Source organism: Lichenicoccus sp., from assembly GCF_965276875.1.
GTDB lineage: Bacteria > Pseudomonadota > Alphaproteobacteria > Acetobacterales > Acetobacteraceae > Lichenicoccus.
In genome coordinates this window covers 3,637,039-3,660,188 of the sequence record NZ_OZ255701.1, presented here as the reverse complement: position 1 = coordinate 3,660,188, position 23,150 = coordinate 3,637,039, and the positions used below count along the sequence as shown (strand labels likewise).

At 66.4% G+C, this 23,150-nt stretch carries 21 protein-coding genes; 13 read left to right on the top strand and 8 right to left on the bottom strand.

What is annotated here, in order from left to right:
- The first annotated feature begins 50 nt into the window (after positions 1-50).
- The 3 genes from ACQY4K_RS17740 (at position 51) to ACQY4K_RS17730 (ending at position 2,306) form a co-directional block, all read left to right on the top strand.
- The gene (locus ACQY4K_RS17740; RefSeq protein ID WP_428391519.1) at positions 51-383 is read left to right on the top strand and encodes a chorismate mutase; all 333 of its coding nucleotides are present in this window, start codon (positions 51-53) and stop codon (positions 381-383) included.
- On the top strand, positions 380-892 hold the full coding sequence (locus ACQY4K_RS17735) for a SixA phosphatase family protein (protein WP_428391518.1): 513 nt from the start codon (positions 380-382) through the stop codon (positions 890-892). The genes ACQY4K_RS17740 and ACQY4K_RS17735 overlap by 4 nt, the downstream gene beginning before the upstream one ends.
- A gap of 94 nt (positions 893-986) precedes the next feature.
- Positions 987-2,306 (top strand): citrate synthase, encoded by a 1,320-nt coding sequence (locus ACQY4K_RS17730; RefSeq protein ID WP_428391517.1) that lies wholly within the window; start codon positions 987-989, stop codon positions 2,304-2,306.
- 395 nt (positions 2,307-2,701) lie between these two features.
- Here ACQY4K_RS17730 and ACQY4K_RS17725 read toward each other — a convergent pair whose 3' ends face one another.
- A complete protein-coding gene (locus tag ACQY4K_RS17725; RefSeq protein WP_428391516.1) occupies positions 2,702-3,028 on the bottom strand; it encodes a hypothetical protein in 327 nt (108 codons plus the stop codon).
- Between the two features lie 196 nt (positions 3,029-3,224).
- Here ACQY4K_RS17725 and ACQY4K_RS17720 point away from each other — a divergent pair, with 196 nt between their 5' ends.
- The gene (locus ACQY4K_RS17720; protein WP_428391515.1) at positions 3,225-3,461 is read left to right on the top strand and encodes a TetR/AcrR family transcriptional regulator C-terminal domain-containing protein; all 237 of its coding nucleotides are present in this window, start codon (positions 3,225-3,227) and stop codon (positions 3,459-3,461) included.
- 253 nt (positions 3,462-3,714) lie between these two features.
- On the opposite strand, the gene ACQY4K_RS17715 is transcribed toward ACQY4K_RS17720, so the two are convergent.
- Positions 3,715-3,957: a hypothetical protein gene (locus ACQY4K_RS17715; RefSeq protein ID WP_428391514.1), complete on the bottom strand. Its 243-nt coding sequence runs from the start codon at positions 3,955-3,957 to the stop codon at positions 3,715-3,717.
- Positions 3,958-4,210: 253 nt separating this feature from the next.
- Between ACQY4K_RS17715 and ACQY4K_RS17710 the strand changes: the two genes are divergently transcribed.
- The 5 genes from ACQY4K_RS17710 to ACQY4K_RS17690 all read left to right on the top strand — a co-directional run bounded on the left by ACQY4K_RS17710 (position 4,211) and on the right by ACQY4K_RS17690 (position 11,052).
- Positions 4,211-5,461, top strand: a complete 1,251-nt coding sequence (locus ACQY4K_RS17710; RefSeq protein ID WP_428391513.1) for a TolC family protein — start codon at positions 4,211-4,213, stop codon at positions 5,459-5,461.
- Entirely contained in the window at positions 5,458-6,618 is a 1,161-nt protein-coding gene (locus tag ACQY4K_RS17705) for an efflux RND transporter periplasmic adaptor subunit (protein WP_428391512.1), read from the top strand. The genes ACQY4K_RS17710 and ACQY4K_RS17705 overlap by 4 nt, the downstream gene beginning before the upstream one ends.
- Before the next feature lies 1 nt (position 6,619).
- Positions 6,620-9,778 (top strand): efflux RND transporter permease subunit, encoded by a 3,159-nt coding sequence (locus ACQY4K_RS17700; RefSeq protein ID WP_428391511.1) that lies wholly within the window; start codon positions 6,620-6,622, stop codon positions 9,776-9,778.
- 96 nt (positions 9,779-9,874) lie between these two features.
- On the top strand, positions 9,875-10,396 hold the full coding sequence (locus ACQY4K_RS17695; protein ID WP_428391510.1) for an MbcA/ParS/Xre antitoxin family protein: 522 nt from the start codon (positions 9,875-9,877) through the stop codon (positions 10,394-10,396).
- Entirely contained in the window at positions 10,393-11,052 is a 660-nt protein-coding gene (locus tag ACQY4K_RS17690; RefSeq protein ID WP_428391509.1) for an RES family NAD+ phosphorylase, read from the top strand. Before ACQY4K_RS17695 ends, ACQY4K_RS17690 begins: the two co-directional genes overlap by 4 nt.
- 488 nt (positions 11,053-11,540) lie before the next feature.
- On the opposite strand, the gene ACQY4K_RS17685 is transcribed toward ACQY4K_RS17690, so the two are convergent.
- The 4 genes from ACQY4K_RS17685 to ACQY4K_RS17670 form a co-directional block, all read right to left on the bottom strand.
- Positions 11,541-13,217, bottom strand: a complete 1,677-nt coding sequence (locus ACQY4K_RS17685) for a hypothetical protein (protein ID WP_428391508.1) — start codon at positions 13,215-13,217, stop codon at positions 11,541-11,543.
- 57 nt (positions 13,218-13,274) lie between these two features.
- On the bottom strand, positions 13,275-14,348 hold the full coding sequence (locus tag ACQY4K_RS17680; RefSeq protein WP_428391507.1) for a dsDNA nuclease domain-containing protein: 1,074 nt from the start codon (positions 14,346-14,348) through the stop codon (positions 13,275-13,277).
- Positions 14,349-14,920: 572 nt separating this feature from the next.
- Positions 14,921-15,289: a type II toxin-antitoxin system RelE/ParE family toxin gene (locus ACQY4K_RS17675; protein WP_428391506.1), complete on the bottom strand. Its 369-nt coding sequence runs from the start codon at positions 15,287-15,289 to the stop codon at positions 14,921-14,923.
- Entirely contained in the window at positions 15,286-15,582 is a 297-nt protein-coding gene (locus tag ACQY4K_RS17670) for a type II toxin-antitoxin system ParD family antitoxin (RefSeq protein ID WP_428391505.1), read from the bottom strand. Before ACQY4K_RS17670 ends, ACQY4K_RS17675 begins: the two co-directional genes overlap by 4 nt.
- 156 nt (positions 15,583-15,738) lie before the next feature.
- Here ACQY4K_RS17670 and ACQY4K_RS17665 point away from each other — a divergent pair, with 156 nt between their 5' ends.
- The gene (locus ACQY4K_RS17665; protein WP_428391504.1) at positions 15,739-16,038 is read left to right on the top strand and encodes a hypothetical protein; all 300 of its coding nucleotides are present in this window, start codon (positions 15,739-15,741) and stop codon (positions 16,036-16,038) included.
- A gap of 3 nt (positions 16,039-16,041) precedes the next feature.
- The gene (locus ACQY4K_RS17660) at positions 16,042-16,314 is read left to right on the top strand and encodes a tyrosine-type recombinase/integrase (protein ID WP_428391503.1); all 273 of its coding nucleotides are present in this window, start codon (positions 16,042-16,044) and stop codon (positions 16,312-16,314) included.
- Positions 16,315-16,496: 182 nt separating this feature from the next.
- Here ACQY4K_RS17660 and ACQY4K_RS17655 read toward each other — a convergent pair whose 3' ends face one another.
- Positions 16,497-17,432: an ELM1/GtrOC1 family putative glycosyltransferase gene (locus tag ACQY4K_RS17655; RefSeq protein ID WP_428391502.1), complete on the bottom strand. Its 936-nt coding sequence runs from the start codon at positions 17,430-17,432 to the stop codon at positions 16,497-16,499.
- A 119-nt stretch (positions 17,433-17,551) separates the two neighbouring features.
- Between ACQY4K_RS17655 and ACQY4K_RS17650 the strand changes: the two genes are divergently transcribed.
- Complete coding sequence (locus tag ACQY4K_RS17650) at positions 17,552-18,316, top strand: orotate phosphoribosyltransferase (protein WP_428391501.1); 765 nt, start codon at positions 17,552-17,554, stop codon at positions 18,314-18,316.
- 8 nt (positions 18,317-18,324) lie between these two features.
- Positions 18,325-19,122 carry a glutamate racemase gene (locus tag ACQY4K_RS17645; protein ID WP_428391500.1) on the top strand — a complete coding sequence of 266 codons (798 nt, stop codon included), beginning with the start codon at positions 18,325-18,327 and terminating at the stop codon, positions 19,120-19,122.
- On the opposite strand, the gene ACQY4K_RS17640 is transcribed toward ACQY4K_RS17645, so the two are convergent.
- Positions 19,123-23,085, bottom strand: coding sequence for a beta strand repeat-containing protein (locus ACQY4K_RS17640; protein ID WP_428391499.1), 3,963 nt, complete (start codon positions 23,083-23,085; stop codon positions 19,123-19,125). It lies immediately after the preceding gene.
- Between the last annotated feature and the right edge of the window lie 65 nt (positions 23,086-23,150).

Here is a 23,150-nt window from a genome sequence, read left to right as displayed (position 1 = left end):
CCAATCCCGCACAACCGCGAGGCAAACCCACCCATGGGGCCACGGCCGGGATGTCAGCCAATACAGCCTCGACGGAGCACGCTCAGGCCGACGCGACAGGGGAGCTTTCGGCCCTGCGCCGCAGCATTGACAACATCGATGCCGCTCTGATCCATATGCTGGCCGAGCGATTTCGCTGCACCAAGGCGGTGGGCGCGCTGAAGGCCCGCCACGCGATGCCGCCGGCAGACCTCGCGCGCGAAGCCCGGCAGGTAGCGCGGCTGCGGACGCTGGCGCACGACGCCGAGCTGGACCCGGATTTCGCCGAAAAGTTCCTGGCCTTCGTCATCCGCGAGGTGATCCGCCACCATGAGGCCGTCGCGCGCACGGAGCCAGGGTCGTGACCGGCACCTGGGACCGACGCCTGCTGCTGTTGCGCCATGCCAAGGCGGTTGCCGCACAGGCCGGGATGTCCGAGGCCGTCGACCATTCCCGCCCGCTCTCCGAACGCGGCCGCGCCGACGCCACCGCCCTCGGCGCGCGGCTTCGCGCAAACGCGCATCCCGACCTGGTACCCAACCTCGTCCTGGTCAGCACCTCGCTGCGCACACGCGAGACCTTCGAGCGCCTCGAACTTGGCAACACACCGCGCTGCCTGGCTCTCGATGCGCTCTATCTCGCCAGCTGGACATCGCTGCTGGAGAGCCTGCGCGAATGCGATGGCAGCGATCGCCGTATCATGCTGATCGGCCATAATCCCGGCCTGCACGACCTGGCACTCGCCCTCGCCGGCCGCAATCCCGTACTGACCCAGGGATTTGCCACCTGCGCCCTCGCCGTCTTTGACGTCGCGGGCGATTGGTCGGACCTCGGCCCGGCACGCGCCCGCCTCAGCGAGGTGCTGCATCCCTGACGTTGCCAGCGGGTGCGCTTCGCCATAAATCTGCACTGACCCGTCGCCCTCGCAGCATCTCCATCACCGGCCAGGCTGGATTAGGAACCCCCTCATGAGCGTGACCGCCCCTTCTAACGCCACGTCCACCGCCACCATCACCCTAGACGCCACCGGCCAATCGACGAAGCTGCCGCTGCTCACCGGCACGCTCGGTCCGGCGGTGGCCGACATCCGAAAGCTGCCCGCCGAACTGGGGATCTTCACCTACGATCCGGCCTATGGCGGCACCGCCGCCTGCGACAGCAAGATCACCTATATCGACGGCGACGAAGGCGTGCTGCTGCATCGCGGCTACCCGATCGACCAGCTCGCCGAGCGCGCGACCTTCCCCGAGGTGGCCTATCTGCTGCTCAACGGCGAACTGCCGAACCAGGCCGAGCACGCGGCCTTCACCACCGAGCTCAACAACCACACGATGCTGCACGAGCAGCTTCGCCATTTCTATAATGGCTTCAACCGCAACGCGCATCCGATGGCGGTGATCTGCGGCGTCGTCGGCGCGCTGTCGGCGTTCTACCACGACAGCCTTGACATCAACGACCGCGGCCATCGCGAGCTCTCGGCGATGCGTCTGATCGCCAAGATGCCGACCATTGCCGCCTGGACCTACAAATACACCCACGGCTTCCCGTTCACCTACCCGCGCAACGATCTGAACTACGCCGAGAACTTCCTGCATATGATGTTCGCGATGCCGAGCGCGCCCTACCAGGTCAGCCCGGTGCTGTCGCGGGCAATGGACCGCATCCTGATCCTGCACGCCGACCACGAACAGAACGCCTCGACCAGTACCGTGCGCCTCGCCGGCTCGACCGGGGCCAACCCGTTCGCCTGCATCGCCGCCGGGATCGCATCGCTCTGGGGGCCGGCGCATGGCGGCGCCAACGAGGCGGTGCTGAAGATGCTGGGCACGATCGGCAGCAAGGACCACATCGCCGATTTCATTGCCAAGGTGAAGGACCGCAGCAGCGGCGTGAAGCTGATGGGCTTCGGCCATCGCGTCTATAAGAACTTCGATCCGCGCGCCAAGATCATGCAGGCGACCTGCCACGAAGTGCTTGGCGAACTCGGCATCAAGCACGATCCGCTGCTCGAACTTGCCGTCGAACTTGAGAGGATCGCCATCGAGGACGAGTATTTCGTCTCCCGCAAGCTTTACCCCAACGTCGACTTCTATTCCGGTATCATCCTCAAGGCGATGGGCATCCCCACCAGCATGTTCACCGTGCTGTTCGCGGTCGCACGCACCGCCGGTTGGATCAGCCAGTGGAAAGAAATGATCGAGGAGCCCGGTCAGCGCATCGGCCGACCACGGCAGATCTATACCGGCGCCGGACCGCGCGACCTGGTATCGATGGCAGAGCGCGCCTAATGCACCGACCCATACAACGCGAACAGCTTTGGCTGGGTCCAAGGTGCCCGAGCACACTGATGGCGTGTGCCGGTCCAGAAGTCGGAAAAGTTGGGATCGGCGTCGTGGCTTGCCGTTTCAACCAAAGATTAAGCTCACGCTTGCACGGTCTCCGCAGTCTGCCGAACTCTTGCGATGCGTGGCATGATGTTCTCCACCGCAAACTCGTGCCGCCCTCGAGCGATGCTCCCGCTTGAGACCAGGCTGCCACCTACTCCGGCACGACAAGGTGTTCCTCAAATCCGACGATCTGCAATCACGAACTCCATGGCTGAAGCTTGCCAATGAGAGAGCGGAAAGGCCGGTGTTGCGCGGCCTCTCTCGCCTGGGTCTCACCCAACTGGGTTACGATCTGGTTAGGCGGCGGCAGTTTCGGCAGAGTGGCCAAGAGCTTCACCCAGCGCCTGGATTTTGCTGGCGTTTTTGCTGTCGGTCTTCTTGCCGATGGCGACCGTTTCCTTGCCGAGCTTGATCACCAGCTTGCGGATCGCCTCACTGTCCAGTTCCTTGGCATGCAGATGCTTCTTGAGGTTTTCCAAATCCTTGACGATGGTCTTTGCGGCTGGTTCCTCGACCTTTTCCAGCGTCGCCTCCCAACCCTCTATGTTCTTGACCGCAGCACTTACGGTCATACTTTTGATGCCCTCCTTGAGGTGCTTGATGGTCGCGTCGAACTGCGGCATGGCCTGCTCCTGTGGGAATGCGCCAAAGGATTATGACGCAGAGACCGAACCGTTCGGCCTGGTCCGGTCAACTCGTGCGCGTTGCCATAAGTTGCCGAGGCTGTGGCGCATGGATGGCTGGAGCTGAACACGCCTACGCGCGCCGCGCTTACAGCCTAAAAGCGCCACGCAATTCCGGGAAGCGCGCGAGGCGCCTTTGCCGAGGCTCCAGGCTATCGGAATCGTCGAACTGATCACCTCCCTTGTATGCTTGATGATTGACAGGATGGTGACGTCAGAGGTCGAGGCCTTCCCCGAGCTGGCAAAATCGTTCTACGCGGCGGGGCCGCAGCAGGCGATCACGCACCTTGCTGACTGGCTCGAGATCGGCCGCCAGTTCAGGAAACATTGTCATTCCGCTCGCGGCGTTGAGGTGCTTGCCCCCCCCGGATGATCCGCAGCGGCGCCCCGAGACGCGCCGCGATCTCGCGGCTGAACACCAACTGGATCGAGCGGCGCGAAGAACGGGGCTATGATCGGATCGTAATCCGGGAGGCCGAGAGTGCCCCAGAAGCCGGCGGCGAAGAACGCGCCGCCGTATGGGTCCGTGGCTCCCGCTCCGGGCAGCGAGGCGCAGTGTAGAGGCTACGCCGAGACTATGGGCAACAAGGACAAATAGACCAAGACGGTCTGTTTCGGTCGCAGCCCTAGTCGCAGTCGCAGCCGGGGGTCGGGCCTGTCGCCTTGCGCACGACATGATGGTCGATCCACTCGGCCACCAGCCGTCGCGCCTCGTCGAGCGAGGCCTCCGGATGGTGGATCCTGTAGAGTGTTGTGCAGGCGTAAAAAGCGCGCATGTCGGCTGTGCCGATGCCGCGAAGCTCGCGATAGGCGGTAACCACGGCGCGCTCGCAGTTTCGCGCGATCATGCTGGTTTGCCCGTCCACCATTACCCTCTTGCAAATGATTCTCAATTAGAGCTGCTGAAGGTAGCTTGGCTGGGTGCCGGTATGCAAGCCTGAGTGCCATCCGAGCACCCACCTGCATGCCCAGCCGCCCCCTGCATGCCCAGCCGCCCCCTTTGCATGCCCAGCCGCAGCCAGCCTTTATTCACAAAACCAGCAGCTTTATAAATGCGCGCTCACGGTTGGCACCGCCACGCAGGGATCGCTCTATGGTCCGCCGGCAACCTGGAGCACATAGATGCCGGCGATGAGCATATGGGGACGGCGGGGTCATCGGTGTCCGGCGACGGTCGCCGCCGTGCTGCTGGTGGCGCCGTGTGTTGCGCCGTGCACCGCGCGCTCACAGCCGATCGCGGATGAAAGCCTCCATCAGGCCGTGGCGCAAGCCTGGGCGCGACTTCCGCAACGCGCCGATTTCCAGGCGCAGGAAAACGTGGCGGCCGCGAACCACCTCTCGGGCAGCACCTTTTTCCCAAACGCCCCCTATCTCACCGGCCAGTATGACGACGACAGGTTCGGCTCCAATTATGACTACAAGACAACGCAGGCCGAACTCGGCACCCCGCTCTGGTTGCCCGGCGAGGGCACCGCAACCCAGCGGGCCGCGAACGCCGAGGCCGCCTCGATAGGTGCTGCGCGGCAGGCAGCGCATCTGGCACTGGCCGCCGACGTGCTCGCCCTAACCACCAACGCGCGGATCGCACTCCAGGCGCGCGACGTGGCGTCACAACGCGTGTCCACCTACACGGCGCTATCCAGGAGTGCCGCGCAACGCTACCAGGTGGGCGAGGGATCACAGAGCGACAGCCTCGCCGCCGACGCCGAGGCGGCGTCCGCAAGCGCCTCTCTTGAAGAGGCACAGGCCAGCCTTGGCGCCGCTATTGTCGCGCTCGCCCAGGTCACCGGGCACGAGGCCATCCCAACCCTCGATGCGCCGCCACCAACGGGCCAAGTCTCGCTGGCGCACGACCCCAGGATCATGGCAGCCGAGCGGGCGGTAGCCGCGGCCGCGGCGGCCGCCAGGCTGGTGCGCATCCAGGATCGCGATGACCCGGAGCTTGGCCTGCAGGTGACCAACGACAAGCAGCCCGGCTCACCCTGGGACACGCGGGTCGGCGTGGTGTTCCGGCTGGGGTTCGCCTCGGAGGCACGCAACGCGCCAAGACGCGCGAGAGCCGAGGCGGCGGTGACGCGGGCGACGGTGCGTCTGCTGCTGGTGCGCCGCGCGGTGACCGCCGCGGTGCAGGCGGCGGCCCTCGAAGCCGGTGCCGCGGACCGGGCGACCCGTGCCGCCGAGCGCGCGGCCTCGGCGCTTGCGCGCCGCCGCGCCCAGGTCGAGACCGCCTGGCGGCTCGGCGAGACGCCGCTGATCGAGCTGGTGCGGGCGGATGCGGCGGCGTCCGACGCCGCCCTGGCGCGCGACCGCGCGCAAATCCGCGGCCGGGCCGCACGGTTGCGGCTGGCCCTCGCCGAAGGAACGCTGCCATGAGGCGCGCCTGCGTGGGGCTTGCGGCAATGCTGCTGGCCGCCGCCGGACCGGGTGCTCCGCAAAGCGGCGGAAAGGACGTGGTCCGTATGAGCGAGGCCCAACAGAAGACCATCGGCCTGCAAACCGAGCCGGTGGTGCGCCAGCCGATCATTCGCGCGGTGCATGTCCCGGGCGAGATCATCTTCGACCCCTCGCGCGTCGCCGACCTGCGCCCGTTGGCGGAGTCGCGCGTGATCCGGCTGCTGGTCCAGGTCGGCGAGACGGTGCGTGTGGGCCAGGGTCTGGCGTCGTTGCAATCCACCAGCATCGCCGCCGACCAGAGCCTGCTGACCGAGGCCGAGGCCAGCGAGCGCGAGACCAGGACACAGATCGCCGTGGCCCGCGAGGCCCTGCATCGCGCGGTGATCCTGGTGCGTGACGGCGCAATGGCCCGCGCCCAGCAGGACCAGCGCCGCCTGTTGCTGGCTGAGGCCGAGGCGAGGCAGTCCGCGGCAGGCGCCCGCGCCGCCAATCTGCGCGACCGGCTGCAACGCCTCGGCGCCTCCGGCAAGGGCGGCCTGGCGACGCTCACCTCGCCGATCCCTGGCCAGGTCACGCAAATCGGGGTCACGCCGGGTCAGGTCGCGGGACCGGGCATGACGCAGAGCGCCATCGTCGTCGCCGACCTGTCCAGCGTCGTCGTTCTCGCCCAGGTGCCCGAGGCGCAGGCCGCCGTTGTGAAGGTCGGCGACAAGGCGGCGGTGCAGTTCGCGTCTGGCCAGGCGGGCGGTGCTGCGAGCAGCTGGACCGGCTCGGTGGCCTCCGTCGGCGCCGCCCTCGATAGCACCGCGCGTACGCTGCCGGTCAGGATCAACCTGGCCAATCCCGATGGCGTGCTGCACTCGGGCATGTTCGTCGACGTGACATTGTTCGACCGCGCCGGCCACCAGGGACTCGTTGTCCCTCCTGATGCGATACAGACGATCGCCGACAAGCCCACGGCGTTCACACCGGAGGGAAAGGACGGTTTCCGCAGCCATACGCTGGAACTCGGCGTCAGCCGGCAGGATTGGGTCGAGGTCCGCCACGGCCTGTCGGTTGGCGACAAGGTGGTCACCCAGGGCAGTTTCGCGCTCAAGGCGGTCATGCAGAAAACCCTGCTGGAAGGCGGCGGCTGAGATGGAACGGATGTTTGCCGCGATCGTGTCGCGTCGCTGGCTGGTGCTGGTGCTGGCGCTGATCGTGGTCGCCGCCGGACTGTGGAACATGCGCGAGCTCGCCATCGACGCGGTGCCGGATATCTCGCCCAAGCAGGTGCTGATCCTGACCGAGGCGAACGGGCTCGGGCCGCTCGAGGTGGAGCGCCTGGTCACCGTGCCGATCGAAATGCAGATGGTCGGCCTGCCGAAGCTCAAGAACGTACGCTCGAAGTCGCGCTTCGGGCTGTCCGCGGTCTATGTCACCGTCAAGGACGACGCCGACGTCGAGACCGAGCGCGCGCGAATCTATCAGCGGCTGCAGCTGGCCAAGGCGATGATGCCGCCGGGTGTCGGCGCGCCGCAGGAGGGACCGCTCACCACGGGTCTTGGCGAGATCATCGAATTCGAGTTGCGCGGTCCCGGCTACACGCCGATGCAGCTCTATCGGATGCTCGAATGGCACGTGGTGCCCAAGCTCAAGCTGGTGCCGGGAATCGTCAATGTCGACATCTACGGCGGCGAGCTGCAAACCTACGAAGTGCGGGTGGACCCCGGCCGGCTGAGCGCCGAAGGCGTTACCCTGCCGCAACTGTTCACCGCGATCCAGGCCAACAATACCGCGCGCGGCGGCGCCTATATCGAGAGTGGCGCCGAGCAGCAGGTGGTGCGCGGCATGGCGCTGCTGGATACGCGCGCCGATATCGCGAACATCGTGGTGCGCACCGCACCCGGCGGCATTCCGGTAACGGTGGGCGACGTCGCTAGAGTGGTCATGGCGCCGAAGGTGCGGCTGGGCGCGGTCACCCATGACGGCCAGGGCGAGACGGTGCTGGGCGTGGCCGAGATGCAGTACGGGCTGAACTCCAGCACCGTGCTGCCCAAGCTCGAGGCGGGTATCAAGGCCGTGCAAAAGACGCTGCCAAAAGGCGTCGAAATCCGAATTTTCTACAACCGCGCGGGCCTGGTGCACCGGGCGATCCATACCATCGCGCATAACCTGATCGAAGGCGCGCTGTTCGTCGTGGTGATCCTGCTGCTCGCCCTGGGCAATCTGCGGGCCGGGCTGATCGTGGCGGCGGTGATCCCGGTGGCGATGATGATGGCGTTCGCCGGCATGCGCGCCTTCGGCATTCCGGCCAACCTGATGAGCCTGGGGGCGATCGATTTCGGCCTGGTCGTCGACGGCGCGGTGGTGCTGGTGGAGAACGTGCTGCGCCGGCAGACCGCACAGGAGCAGGAGGGCCAGAAGGACGCCGGGCCGGTGGCGGACGCGGTGCCGGCGGCGGCGGCCGAGGTGGCGCGCCCGGTGCTGTTCTCGGTCGCGATCATCACCATGGTCTATATCCCGGTGCTCACCTTGCAGAGCATCGAGGGCAAGATGTTCCGGCCGATGGCGCTGACGGTGATGCTCGCCCTCGGCAGCGCGTTGCTGGTGACGATGCTGATCCTGCCGGCCCTGGCCGCGACCTTCCTGTCGGACAGCCCGACGCTCAAGGACACCATCCTGGTGCGTGGGGCACGGCGCCTCTACACCCCGGCGCTGGCCCGCACGACGCGGCATCCGTGGCTCACCTTCGGCCTGGCGGCGGGGCTGTTCGTCGCCAGCGCCTGGTTCGCGCTTGGCCTGGGCAGCGAATTCATCCCGAAGCTGCAGGAGGGCGCGATCGTGGTGACCTCCAACAAGCTGCCGGGCATCAATCTCGACGCCTCGATCCGCACTGTCACCGAAATCGAGCGGGTGATCCGCAGCTTCCCCGAGGTGAAAACGGTGGTCTCGCAGACCGGCAGTGCCGCGGTGCCGACCGATCCGATGGGCGTGCAAAGCACCGACAGCTACGCCATGCTCAAGCCGCGCAGCCAGTGGCACGGCTACAGCACCCAGCAACAGCTTCGCGACGCCATCGAGAAGAAGGTCAAGGCGGCAGTCCCGGGGGTGCAGTTCGAGCTCTCGCAGCCGATCGAGATGCGCATGAACGACCTGCTGCAAGGCGTGCGCTCGCCGGTGGCACTGACCATCTACGGCCACGACCTCGCCAAACTACGCGCGCTCGCCCGCAAGGCGGTCAAGATCGTAAATGCCGTCAAGGGTGCTTCGGATGTTCGTGCCGACCACGAGGGCGGCCTGCCCGACCTCACCGTGCGGGTCAGGCGCGCGGCCCTGGCGCGCTACGGTGTCTCCGCAAACGACGTCCTCGACATGGTGCAGATCGTCGGTGGCCGCACGGTCGGCACCGTCTATGGCAGCGACGAGGCGGAAACCCCGATCGTGGTGCGTCTGGCGCCCGCTGCCCGCACCAGTGCGGCAACCATCGGCGCGCTCCCGGTCGCCCTCCCAGGTGGCGGCGCGGTGCCGCTGTCGACCCTGGCCGATATCTCGGTCAGCACCGGCCCCTCGCAGATCGAGCGCGACCAGTTGGAGCGCCGCATCGCCGTGCAGATCCACGTGCGCGGCCGTTCCACCAACGGCTTCGCCACCGCGGCCCAGAAGGCTGTCGCGCAGAAGCTGCATTTGCCCGAAGGCTACCGGGTGGAATGGAGCGGACAGTTCAAGAACCTGCGCAGCGCCACCGCGCGCCTGGCCCTGGTCGTGCCTGTCGTCATGGCCGTGATCTTCATGATGCTCTATCTGAATTTCGGCAGCCTGCCGCTGGCGGCGCTGATCTTCCTGAACGTGCCGATGGCGGCCATCGGCGGTATCGCGGCCCTGGCTCTGCGCGGCATGCCGTTCAGCGTCTCCGCCGGCATCGGCTTCATCTCGACCTTCGGCATCGCCATCCTCGATGGCGTCGTCCTGATCAGCTATATCGAGCAGGAACGCGAGGCCGGGCGCAGTCCGGCCGAGGCCGCGCGCGAGGCCGCGGAAAAGCGCCTGCGACCGGTGCTGACGACCGCCCTCGTCGCCTCGATCGGCTTCGTGCCGATGGCGATTGCAACCTCGACCGGTGCCGCGGTCCAACGCCCGCTCGCCACGGTGGTGATCGGCGGCCTGATCACCGCCACCCTGCTCACCCTGCTGGTGCTGCCGGCGCTGTATCCGGTCGCCTCCAGCTGGCGCAAGGACGAGACGGCCAAGGCGCGGCGGCAAGATGACCAGGACGCCGACCAGGGAGCGGCGGCCCAGCCCGCGACCGCGGAGTAGACCGCGCAAAAGCCTTGCCCATCAGCTCGAAACAGAGCACCTTCCGGAAGACCGTTTTCGGTCTATGTCTGAATCGGGACATTTGGAGCGCCGACCATGCAGCACGCCTTGCGGCAGGAAGACCTCGCCCCCGGGCCTGACCAGTTGCTCCCCACGCGCTTCGCACCCGCCAGCCGAAGGCGCCTGAGCGCCCCCGGCCTTAGGACCTTCCTGGCGATCGCGGACCTTTGGGGGCTCAACGAGGAGCAGCGTCGACTCTGCCTGGGCTATCCCTCCCGCTCCACGTATCAGGGATGGACCAAAACCGCCCGGGAACACGGCGACCTCACGCTCGACGTCGATGTGCTGACGCGGCTCTCGCTGGTGCTTGGCATCCACCAGGCCTTGAACATCCTGTTCGAGCACGAGCAAGAAGGCATCGCCTGGCTGACACGCCCACACCGCGCGCTGGTCTTCGGCGGACGCCCACCGCTGGACCTGGTGACCAGCGGCAGTCAGGACAGCATGCAGACAGTCCGGCGCTTCCTCGACGGCGCACGCGGCGGCCTCTACATGGCGCCCAACGAGATCGATCGCGACGTCCGCCCCGCCGCGGACAAGGACATCATCTTCAGTTGACCGAGGCCGCGGCACCCCGGCCCAGCTTCCGACTGATCCCCTCGCGTTTTCCGCCGATCGGCCTGTTCGACACCGTCTCCACCATAGCCGATGCCGCCGCAGTCATGGAACTGGCCGGATGGACGAACGACCGGCTCGTCCTCGACCGCATCGCCCGCCTCGCGGCATCCGACTGGGTTTACGGCCGCCCCAACAGCAGCGTCATCATGGCCGCCTTCCTGCACGCGGCACCGTCCGGCACGCGCTTCAACACCGGAGACCTCGGCGCCTGGTACGCCGCCGCCACGATCGCGACCGCCGCGGCCGAGGTCGGCCACCATCTCCGTCGCGAGGCGTTCGCGCGAGGCCTTCCGGGCATGGCGAGGCGATACCGCACATACAACGCGACTCTACTGGGAACCTATTTGGACCTGCGCGGCCAGCGCGCCACCCAGGCCGACCTGCTCGCTCCCGACAGCTATCTCCGATCTCAGATCTTCGGGGAGCGTGTGCGGGCGACCGGCGGCAATGGATTGATCTACGACAGCGTGCGTCACACCGGCGGCATCAACATCGTTGCTTATCGGCCCAGGCATATTCTCGACGTCGTTCAGACCGATCACTACGAGATCTCCACCGCAACCAACACTAACCGGATTGACATCCACAAACTCTGATCGACAGCATGTCACGCATCCGCTCTCGCCGGGCGCCGACAAAGCGACGGACGACGAACAAGCCCGCTCCGGTGGCGCATTTGGGTCTCTACGCTTTGCCAATGACATTAGTCCTGTCGGTCCCACGGCACTGGTTGGCTCCTACCCCTCCGTGCTGGAAATTAGCATCACCAACTGCTCCTCGTGAGAACCGGACATACGCCGCCCGGCCGACCGGCGGCGGCTTTGCGCTCAAGTCGGTCATTTCAGGCTTGGCAGCTCGGTACCGAAAGCGGACATGCGTTCGCACGATGTCGATGACCGGGAGGGGTGGGGAGCGGCATGTCCGGCTTTCGGCCGTCTGTGGTGAAAAACGGCTAGAGCACAGTAGACTGACGCAGTATGGCGACAGCCATGGGACGAGACGCTTCGGCTGCCGCTATCGTACAGGATGGGCTTTTGAGGGAAGACGAGAAGCCGCCTCACCCCGGGCGGTTGATGCTGCCGATTTAGATGAGCTGACCCAGATACGGTCTCACGATGTCGGAAACCTCATCATAGAGATCTTCGTCGAGGAGCTGGTTCTTCCGCTTGCCGACATGAATGATATCAGCGTCGTTGTTGGTCAGACCGAAGACGTCCTCGGTTGCGACGACGACCTGACTGTGTGGTGGACGCTTGTCGACAATAAAGCGCATCACCCGCGTCATGTCGTCCTGCCCTTGTTGATTTGGCGCGTCAATCACGATCGGACAAAAGGCGGAGGATGAGTAACGCCGCGCCGTGTGCAGGAACGCGTAGTAGTAGGCTATGAGCCCACGCGGCCCTTCGCTGCCGCGCCCGAACGGCATTGTAGTCATAGAGGGGGCTCTCGACGTGTCGAGCCTGACCGACAGATGATCACAGAACTCGAATAGCCGGTCCCTGAAGAAGCCTTTGATTTCCTGACTTCGCTTGCGGCTTACCGCCGCCTGCATCTCTCGCGCGGCGGCCTCTTCCTGACTGCGCCTTTCCGAGATGCCATCATCAATTTTCGCGATACGGCCCCGGATGATCCGCCCCGCTTCGTTCCGCCCCTGTGCCGCAATCACATCGTTGAGGGACAGCTCATCTTTGCGCACGCCGAGGAGGTGATTGATCCGCGCGATGCGGTCTTCCAGCTTGGCGATGTTCTTTCGTTCAACCTCAGCCTTCGCGTCCAGTTCGTGCAGCTTCTCCTGACTGATGATCAGCGAGCTGAATAGGCCGTCCTTGTCCTGGACGATCTCAAATTGGTCGGCAATTGAGTTGTAATAGTGATGGCCGCACGTCGGGCAGGCCACATCGGCAGGCCGCTCCAGTGCCGCCGCGAAGGCCTCGTCCATCTCGGCGAGTGACGCTCTGACCAGGTCGCGCTGTTCGAGCCACAGCCGGCGCTCTTCGCTGATGTCAGAAAGCTTCTGCCGGTATGCCAGCTGGTCCTGATGCAGCTTGCGGCTCTCCGCGAGCAGCTGCTCGGTCTCAACCTGAAAGTCGGTTAGGTCGAAGGAAAGAACGACGTCCGAGACCAAGTCCCGCATGCTTTCCAGCGTCTGGTGCAGAACCTCTCGCTCGCCTTCGAGCAACTTGCGTTGCGACTGGATCAGGTTCCGGCGCGTCTGCCCCGCGTAGTAAGCGTTCGGCTTCAGCCCGGAATGATAGTCGGCGAGGGTCTGCTTCGAATTGGCGAGATAAAGGCCCTTGAACGACGCCCATGGCTGCCGCCAGTTGTCCTGATCGATGTAGAAGGGTGCGAACATGTAGTCGGGTGGCGGCGTGATCGCCTGATCGTCCCGGTCAGCCATCTCCAGCTGGAAATCGAGCAGCTTGGCCAGGTAGTCCGTTAAATCATCGCCGATGGATGTCGTGCGCAGCTGCACATTCTGATCGCCGTCGAAGGCCGCGAACCGGCCCCGTCCCGCCAGCATGGCGTATGGCGTGCCGTCTACCGTGAACTCCAGGAGGGTCTCGACCTGCGCGCTGCGCCAGGGATGGTCAATCTTATGCGGTTTCGCTCCGAGCGCGTCATACAGGCTCTTTAGTACGGCCGATTTCCCGAACCCGTTTCCGGCCTGCAACACCGTCGCTTCCGATTCGAAGCTCAGCTTGAACGCCCGCCTTTCGTGCTGGGACAACAGGCAAAGACGCGAGAACCGCAGCATGCGCACCCTTGGAATCTTTCATGCTGGTCAGCAAGCGGCGCAAGCCAACAACGTTTGGTCTGCTCATTTAATCGCCTCGAATGCCTCAACATAGAGGGCGCCATGCCGATGCTCGTAATCGGACGAAACCCAGCCTTTTAGCCGCGCGGCGATCTCCGGCAAGGTGGTGCATGCCTCGATCTCCGTCGGATGTCCGACTATGGCATCTTGGCACGCAGCGTTGAAGGCCGTGGCTCCGGACTCTCCCGCAGAACGTCCCCGGATGTAGCGCAGGCAGCTGTTCTGTAGCCGGACGACATCAATCGTGTTCATCCCGGCGGCAGCCAGATCCGCACGGATCGTCAGCCAGCTTTCGGCGAAGCGGCGCCCGCCTGTGGCTCGCGCGAACATGTCCTCTATATCGGCGCGGCACAGCGTCTTGCGCTCATAGAACTCTGCCTCGGTCGTGAACTCCTGAGTGACGCCGGTCTTGGCCAAGACGTTTCCCTGAAGCGTCTCATATAAAGAGATTACGGGGATGTTTTCGGCGCCACCGCGCTCGTGGAAGAAGTCGAGCAGACAGCCTTTGACGAACTTGTCCTGCTCGGCAAGTCCGAGTGGCGTCCGCTCAAACACGAACCGGTCGCAGCCATAGGCTGCGGGCGGCTTGGCCGCATCGTTGTCGACCGCCTTCTTTAAAGCGGCGACTGCATCGGGGTGGAGGTCTGTTGAACGGACGAGATGATGGTCGGGTGTGGTCTCGGTGCCGTCGGCCAATTTCAGCTTGAACGACAGGTTGGAGACGAACACGAGCCGGCTGACCATCTGCCCGAAGGTAGCCATGTGGTGGTGCAGCCGGCCAAGGAATGTAGCCGGCTTGCCCTTGCCCTTGTTGGCGACCATCGCCTTTAGGGTCCACTCGCCCTTGTCCTGCGACTTGATCTGATAGAAGTCGACCTTCTCAGGCTTATCGGCCTTGTCGAAGACCATCAGGTCGTCGAAGTGGTCGAAGACCGCGCGGTAGTCCGCCCCGCTTCGGTGCAGATCCAGCATCTTCAGGATCGAGGCGTGAACCTGAAAACCATAGCGCGCCATCGTACGCGCCCCAGCCTTCTCACGCGGCTTGCCAGACGCTACGGCCTTCATCAGGCCGGTCATCGCAAGGCTGAACTTTCTCCCATCCCGGTTGCATGCCCGAGATCGGTGCACGAAACAAGGTGCATACCCTAAGACCGGACACGCTCAGGCGCGGGCATCGTTAGCGCTGGCAGACAGACCGTCTTGGGGCGAACAGGGCGAAAACGGGATGGCCCGGACACCGTCCGGGGAATTAGAGGGTGAGTGGCCACGGTTCGAGGCGACTGGCTGCGTTTCGATTATATCTTTCGGAATGCCTAAGCTCTTGGAAAGCCTTAATGCGCCGACGACCCGAAAGTCTTGACTTTCGGAAGTGTCCGCAGTTCCGCGCCGCCGTACGCTCCCGGAGGGGGATCATAGAAGCCGGGACCGCTTTTTTGGTGGTCGGTTCTGGCCTCGTCAATGAATGTCCGCTCCCGAGATCGCATAATTGGCGACCGAGCGCCCGGCATAGGTCGGGTCGAGAACTTACGACTGTCGAGCTGAATGTCCCGTTGTGCACCTTCACAGCGCAAGCGGACTGACCGCTTTCGGCCATCGTATTCAATGCGGCGTGCCATCAGCCTTGCCGTTTCATAGGGCCTTAGGGCCGATCATCCCTCGCCAAAGTCGTCGGTCGCGTGGGCGGGAAGATCCATGCTGTCGTGGAGAACGCGGGCGATGCCGATCAGATCTGGTTCGAGCACCCGGTAGAGCACGAAGTGCCGAGGCGCGCCGACCGCGCCAGCCCCGGCGCGGGCGCGGCGCTTACTGTCGCGCAGGTGGTAAATGCGCGCGCCGTCCGCCAACTCCGGCGCCGCGCGGCTGCCGGGCTGCGCGGGATCGGCCGCGAGTTCGATGAGGGCGGTCGCGATCAGCCGTTCGTAGCGCTCGCTCGCCGCATCGCCGAACCGCGCGGCGCTCTCGGCCAGGATCATGGTAATGTCCTGCAACGCGGGTCCAGACAGCGTGTAGCGGCTCATCCCGCCGTGCTTGCAATCCCCGCCCGAGCCGCCCGGCCAACCTCTTGCAGCTTCCGCCGCAGCGCCTGCTCGCCGTCGAGGAGAACATGGTCGCCGCGGTCAAGCGCGCCGAAGCCCTCCGCCGCAGCCGCCTTCAACGCCGCGCGCCGCTCCTCTTCTCCCCGCTCGCGGTGCTCAAGAAGATGGAGGCCGGCCCGTACCACCTCGCTCGCGTTCGCGAAGCGGCCAGCGCGGATGCTCCGCTCGACGAAACCGTCGAAGTGATCGGTCAGGCTGATGTTGCGGCTCGGCATGGGGGCGTGCTCCTCACCGCCCAACGTGGTCCAGTTGGCATTAGATGGCAAGAGGCACCGTAGTTGGGCGACCTTGGCCTCGGCCGCTTCCCGCGGTCGAGGAGACCTGCGATGTAGAGCAAAAAACTGCCTGTCCCGCCCCCACATACCCGTCCCGTGACGCCCTGGAACAAGGGCCGGTACGTCGGCGCGAAGCCGCCGCTGAAGCCCAAGCAGATCTGGTCGATCCGCTTCCACCTGCAGCGCGAGCGGCGCGTGCGCGACCTTGCGCTGTTCGACCTCGCGGTCGACAGCAAGCTGCGCGGCTGCGATCTCGTCAGGCTTCGGATCGGCGACGTCGTCGCGCGGGGCGATGGTGGTGCAGCGCAAGACGAAGACGCCGGTGCAGTTCAAGCTGACCGAACCGACCCGCGAGAACCTGATCGCTTGGCTCGTCCTGCGCGGGGGCGCCATTAATATGTGTTCCCGAGCCGTGTCGCCCGCGACGACCACATCAGCACGCGCCAATACGCCCGACTCGTCGGCGAGTGGATCGGGGCAATTGGCCTGAGCGCTGCGGCCTACGGCACCCACAGCCTGCGCCGGACCAAGGTGGCGATGATCTATAAGCGCACCGGCAACCTGTGCGCCGTGCAGATCCTGCTCGGCCACACGAAGCTCGAGAGCACCGTGCGCTATCTCGGCGTCGACCTCGAAGATGCGCTCGCGCTGGCGGAAGCGACTGAAATCTGAGGGAGAACCGCGTCGTCCGCTCCGGGCGTTTGCCCGTCCGAAGCGGTCTGGCCGCTCTTGGCCAAACGAGGCCATCCCACTCGGGTGGGGTATGTCCACCGTAGGTCTGATCCCGCCATGCCGAAGCACGGGCAGGGTTTGCTTCCCCGCAATACCAGTCAGTCAGTAGCTCCGTGCGGATACTACTCGCGTCCGGCGGACTTGCCGAAGCGGAGGCGGATTTCGCGGGCGATACGACCGGCCTCGTCGAGCGGCTGTCTTGGCCAGGGGGAGAGGTCGTCGGCCAGCATCCTGATCTGGTCTGCCTGCACCATGCGCGCGATCAGGGCGCGGATGTCGCGGCGTTCGGTGCCGAGCAGGGTCGCGAAGATCGGCACTGCCGCGGCACATGCCTCCGACAAAGTGCGCTCGCCGACACCGGCGGCGACCACCGCGTCGGCGTGGCCGAGGAAGCCGAGGGTCGGGTCCTCGCCGGGCTCGCCTTCGCGGTAGATCAGATGCAGGCAACCGGCGAGCCCGACCGCCAGCGCATCGGCGGCATGCGCGCCGGACGGCAGCACCGAGGCCATGACGCAGCCGCCGCGCTCGCGCGCCATGGCGGACAGGCGCTGCCCGAGGGCCAGTGCCGCCTTCTGGTCGGTGCCGCCGAACAGCAGCAGCACGCGCGGATGCGGCAGGTGCGACAGCCGCTCAGCCCACAGGTCGCGGGCGCGCGCCAGTAGGCCCGGCGAGACGACGTTCGGGGTGCCGAGTACGGGGATGAACCGGCTGGTCTCAGGTTGGGCCGGCGCCTGGAACACGCCGTGGGGCAACACGGTGAGATCGAACGGCAGCCAGGTGGCGGTCCGCGGCAGCGTCAGTGCCCGCGTTGCGCAATGCACCACCCGGCAGCCGTGACGCGAGCGCAGCAGCAGCGCGCGCAAGCCCGACGCGGTGCCGGCCGAGAGCACCAGCCCGGGTCCGGGGCCGCCCGGGCGATGCGGCTGTCCGGGTGCGGAGTCGAGCCTACGGAACGGCAGGCCGAGCCGGCCGGCGATGGCACTCGCGGGCCCCCCCGCCGGGGAGCGCGGATCGTCGAGCACCCACACCGGCGCCTGCGGCAACAAAGCCAGGCTCATGGCAGGCGGCGTCGTTGCGGGACGCACTCTTCGCAAAGGCCGGGGGGTGAGAAACCGGTGCATGGTGGATTTCCTGCGGTCATGCGGCTACTGCTGCCGATCGAACGAAAGGGTATGTAATGACGGGTTCGGGTCCGGACACAGGCCTCTCGGCAGGCGCCAGCAGCGATTGGGACCGCGACGCGGCCCTGACCACGGCCAGATTGCTGCTGGAGATCAAGGCGGTCAATTTTCGTCCTGAAGAGCCATACACCCTCACCTCCGGGTGGAAGTCCCCGGTCTACATCGATTGCCGTCGTATCATCTTCTTCCCGCGCGCGCGGGCCAAGATCGTCGAACTCGGCGTGAGCAAAATCGGCCGCCATGTCGGCTATGAGAGCATCGACGTGGTGGCCGGAGGCGAGACCGCCGGCATCCCGTTCGCCGCCTGGATCGCCGACCGCATGCTGCTGCCGATGGCCTATGTCCGGAAAAAGCCCAAGGGTTTTGGCCGCAACGCGCTGATCGAGGGCGACGTTCCGGAGGGCAAGCGCACGCTGCTGGTCGAGGATCTGACCACCGACGGCGCCTCGAAAATTCGCTTCGCGACGGCGCTGCGTGACGCCGGAGCGATCGTCGATCACACCTTCGTGGTGTTCTTCTATGGCGTCTTCCCCGGCGCGCACCGCACGCTCGCCGGCATGGGCATCGAGCTGCATTCGCTCTGCACCTGGTGGGACGTGCTCGAAGCCTGCGCCGAGCGGCCGTATTTCGCCGAGGCTGCCGCCGCCGAAGTGCGTCGCTTTCTCGAGGATCCCTGCGCCTGGTCGAGCCGGCATGGCGGTGTCGCCTCGGCCGACGAGGCGATGGCGCGCAAGGCGTCGATGGACCAGGCCGACAGCTGACGGCGGCCTTGGCGCATATCCTGGCGTTCGATTCCGGTATCGGCGGCTACGGCATCGTGGCCGCCCTGCGACGGCGTTTGCCCGCGGCCCGGGTGACAATGCTGGCCGACAACGCCTGCTATCCGTATGGCGCACTGGACGACACGGCGCTGATCCTGCGGCTGGAGGAGGTGATCGGTGGCGCGATCACGCAATTGCGCCCGGATCTGGTGGTGATCGCCTGCAACACCGCGAGCACGGTGGCACTGGCTTCGCTGCGACAGCACTTCGCGCTGCCGTTCGTCGGCTGCGTGCCGCCGATCAAATGGGCGGCAACCCTCAGCCGCAGCCGCACCATCGGGCTGCTGGCGACGAAGGCGACGGTGCGACGCCGCTACCTGCAGGACCTGGCGCAGCGTTTCGCGCCCGACTGCCGGCTGATCGCGCACGGCGCCGGCAGCCTCGCCGATCTCGCCGAGACCGCGTTTCGCGGCTGGCCCGTCGATCCCGACACGATCCGCGTCGAGCTCGACGCCTTGTTCGGCCAGGATGGCGGGGCGCTGATCGACACCGTCTGTATCGGCTGCACGCATTACAGCTTCCTGCTCGACGCTCTGCGCGCAGCCTGCTCCGATCGGATCGCCTGGCTGGATCCGGCCGAAGCGGTAGCCCGGCGAACGGAGACGGTGCTGGCGACACTCTCCGCCGAGGGCGGCGCCCAGGGCGGCGGCGACGCTCTGTTCACCGCCCCGCCGTCAGCGCCAGACCTGTTGCGGCAGGGTCTGGCGCGCTTCGGCTACGGCGATTTCTCCCTCTTCGCGGTTTGATCAAACGAACGATGCGGAGCCGAGGTTGCTCACGCCCAGCAGGGTGATGTGGCTGCCGTCGGACAAAGCGAGCGTGGTGTTGCCGCCGGAGACGATGGCGGTTTGCAGCGCATGGCCGGCTTGCCCGCTGCCATAGCCGAACAAGGCGAGATGGTCCTTGCTCGTATTGAAGCCGGTGATCGTCGCCGTACTGCCATGTCCGGCGACGAAATCGAACATCGCGCTGCCCGAGCCGACGGTGACACCGGCGCTGCCGGACCCGGCCAGCAGCGTGTCGGCGCCACTGCCCAAGGTGATGGCATCGACGCCGCTGCCGCCATACAGCAGGTCCGCACCCGTCGAACCCGACGCATTGAGCGTCTCGTTACCCTGCCCCGCCACCAGGATGTCGGAGGCGCTGCCGGTCGCGATGAGCTGATCGCCATTGCCGGCGCCGACCAGGAAGGCATTGCCGGTGCCGGACTGCAGCACGTTGTTGCCCGCTGCACTGCCGTAGAACGCACCACCGCCGGCGCCGCCGCTCACCGTCAGCGCGCCCGCGCCACCAATCACGGTGCTGCGCGCCGCATCGCCGATGAAGCTGGTGCTGCCGCTGCCGGCGAACAGCACCACGCCGCCGGCGCCGGCATCGATGGTGTCGTTGCCGGTGCTGCCGACGATGGTGTCGGCGCCATGGCTCTGCACCAGGTTGGCGCCACTGCCCAGGAACACCACGCTGCCGCCGACGCCGCTGGTCACCGTGTTGTTGCCCGCGCCGCCGACAAACGTATCGTGGCCGGTGCCGCCCTTGAAGATGCTGCCCGTGGCCGCGCCGAAGAACACGTCGCCATTGGCAGCACCACTCCCGTCAAGGATTTCGCCGCCACCGCCGGCCACCAGGATGTCGCCGCCTGAGGCCGGAGCCGAGACCATGGCGCCGGGGCTGTCCCCGACCAAAGCAAGCCCGCTTGCGGTGCCGGTGATCATGTCGGCGCCGGACACACCATACAGCGTGGCGGCGCCGCCGGCGGACAGGCTCGCCTGGAAGGTCGGCGCGGTCACGCCAGCCGTGTTTGAGGTAAAGCCGAGCCCGTGCAGGGCCGCGTTCACCTGTGCGGCGGTGCCGCTGACGCTGTAGGTGCTGCCGTCGGTGCTGAGCGTGCCGGTGCCGAGATCGACGAAGCCGCCGCCCGAGGACGCATCGAGCGTGAGGCTGACCGAGAGCGTCGCATTGGTGTCGGCGGCGGCGACTACGAGGCCGGTGAACGCCATCACCGCCAGCGCCACGTTGGCGCTGGCAGCGCTTTGCACCGCCCCGTGCTGGTCGGAGAGCTCGTAGGAAACCGCGGCGTTGCCGGTGGCGGCAATGTCGGCGGGCGCGGTGTAGATCACCTGCCGCGTGCCGTCGGACTGCACCGCGCCGAGCCTGATGCTCCCCGGGGCACTGTTGGTCTGGTGGAGGGTCAGGCTGTCGCCCGGCTCGCCGGGTGCGACCGTGGCGAGCACCGTGGTCTGGCCCTGTTCCAATACATTCGGCGTCTGCGGGCTGACGATAGGGCCGCCGTCCAGGGTTACCGAGGCGGACTGGTTGGCGCTGGCCGCATTGTGCTGGTCGGTGATGGTGTAGGTGAAGGTCGCGACCCTGCTGCCCTGTACATCGCCCGGCGGCGTGTAGATAATCTGCTGGCTGCCGTCGGACTGCACCGTGCCGAGCGAGACCGTGCCGAACATGCCCTGGCTGCCGCTGATGCTCAGCGTGTCTCCAGCCATGCCCGGCTGCACGGTGCCGAGTACGGTGCTCTGGCCCTCGACCACCGCGGGCGTCCCCGGCGTAATGCTCGGACCACCATCCAGGCCGACGGAGGCGGTGTCGGCGGCGACCACCAGGTTATGCTGGTCGACGATGCTGTAGCTGACGGTGTCGGTGGCGGTCGCGGTGATGGCGGCGGGTGCGGTGTAGATCACCTGCTGGGTGCCATCGGCCTGCACGGCGCCGAGGGTAACCGCGCCGAGGGCTCCCGGCGCCTGGCTGACGCTCAGCGTATCGCCGGCGACGCCTGGTGTGACCGTGCCCAGCACCGCGCTCTGGCCCTGCTCGATGACACCTGGCGGGGCTGTGTGGATGGCGGCTCCGGCATCGAGCGTGACCGCGGTGGTCTGGGCGGTGACCACGTCGTTGTGCTGGTCGGTGATGCTGTAGCTGACCGCGTCGGATCCGCTGGTGCTGATTGAGGCAGGGGCGGTGTAGATCACCTGCTGCGCGCCGTCCGTCTGCACGGCGCCGAGGCTCACCGTGCCGAGGCCGCCTGGCGCCTGAGCGAGCGTCAGCGCGTCACCGCTCACGCCGGGTGTGACGATGCCGATCACGGCGGTTTGGCCATGCTCGACGGCGGCGGCAATGGGGATGACCGAAGGTCCGGCGTCGAGACTCACCGAGGCACTCTGGCTGGCGACAGCGCCACCATGCTGGTCGGTGACGGAATAGCTGACCGTGTCGATGCCGCTGGCGGTGACCGCTGTGGGGGCCGTGTAGATCACCTGCCGGGTGCCGTTTGTCTGCACGGCGCCGAGGCTCACCGTGCCGAGGCCGCCTGCCGCCTGAGTGAGGGTCAGGGTGTCGCCGATCTCGCCGGGGGTGACCGTGCCGATCACCGTGTTCTGGGTTTTTTCGACGACCGACGGCGTCACCGCCACGACCGATGGTCCGGCGTCAAGGGTAATAGTCTGCGGCGTGCTTGTTGTGGACGTGCCGTCGGAATCGGTGATCACGTAGCTGACGGTGTCCGTGGTGCTGGCGGCAATGCTCGCCGGCGCCGTGTAGAGCACCTGCTGGGTGCCGTCGGCCTGCACCGCGCCCAACGAGAGTGCCCCGGCGATCGTGCCGCTTGCCGCGACACTCAGCGTGTCGCCGCTCTGGTCGGGCGAGACGGTGCCGAGCACCGTGGTCTGGCCCTGCTCGACGGCCGAATAGGTCGCGGGGTTGATCCCAGGCCCGGGGCCGAGAATCTCGACCTGGCCGGCGTTATCTGCGGCGACGATATCGGGATGGCTCGGCCCGTTCAGGTCGGCTGTGGTAACACCGATGATAGCGCCAGTGCCGTAGTTCGCGACCGGGGCGAAGCTGCCGCCGCCCTCGTTCATCAGCACCGCGACACCATGGCCCGAGTCGCCGACGATGATGTCCTGCCGGCCGTTGCCGAGGTCCGCCGTGGTCACCGAATACGCAACGCCTCCGACGGCGTAGCTCACGGCTGGGGCGAAGCTGCCGCCGCCCTGGTTCATCAGCACGTCCACGACGCCGGTGTTCTGATCGGCGACGATGATGTCCTGACGGCCGTTGCCTAGGTCCGCGGTGGTGATGGCCCGTATGCTAGTGCCTCCGACGGCGAAGCTCACGGCCGCAGCGAAGCTGCCGTTGCCCTGGTTCATCAGCACGTCCACGCTGCCGTTGTAATTGGCGACGATGATGTCCTGACTGCCATTGCCGAGATCCGCCGTGGTGACGGCGACGGCACCATACGGGAGGGCGTAGCTCACGGCCGGGGCGAAGCTGCCGCCGCCCTGGTTCATCAGCAGGTCCACGCCACCGTTGAAGTCGGTGGCGATGATATCCTGGTGCCCGTTGCCGAGATCCGCGGTGGTGACGGAGTAGACGCGGCTCCCGGTTGCCAAGGTCGTGGCCGGGGCGAAGCTGCCACCACCCTGGTTCATCAGCACGTCCACGCCGCTGCCATAATCGGCGGCGACGATGTCCTGCCGGCCATTGCCGAGATCCGCCGTCGTGACCGAATAGACTTCGCTTCCGGTCGCGTAGCTCACGGCCGGGGCGAAGCTGCCGCCGCCCTGGTTCATCAGCACCTCCACCCCGCCTGCGGTGCTGCCGACGACGATGTCCGGCAGCCCATTGCCGAGGTCCGCCGCGGTGACGGACCAGGGACCCGCACCGGCGGCGTAGCTGCCGATGACGTGATACGATGAAGCCATGAATGTTTCCTCGATTATTGAGCCGTTGCCGGTGCGATACCACACGCTAACGTAACGTTAAACGA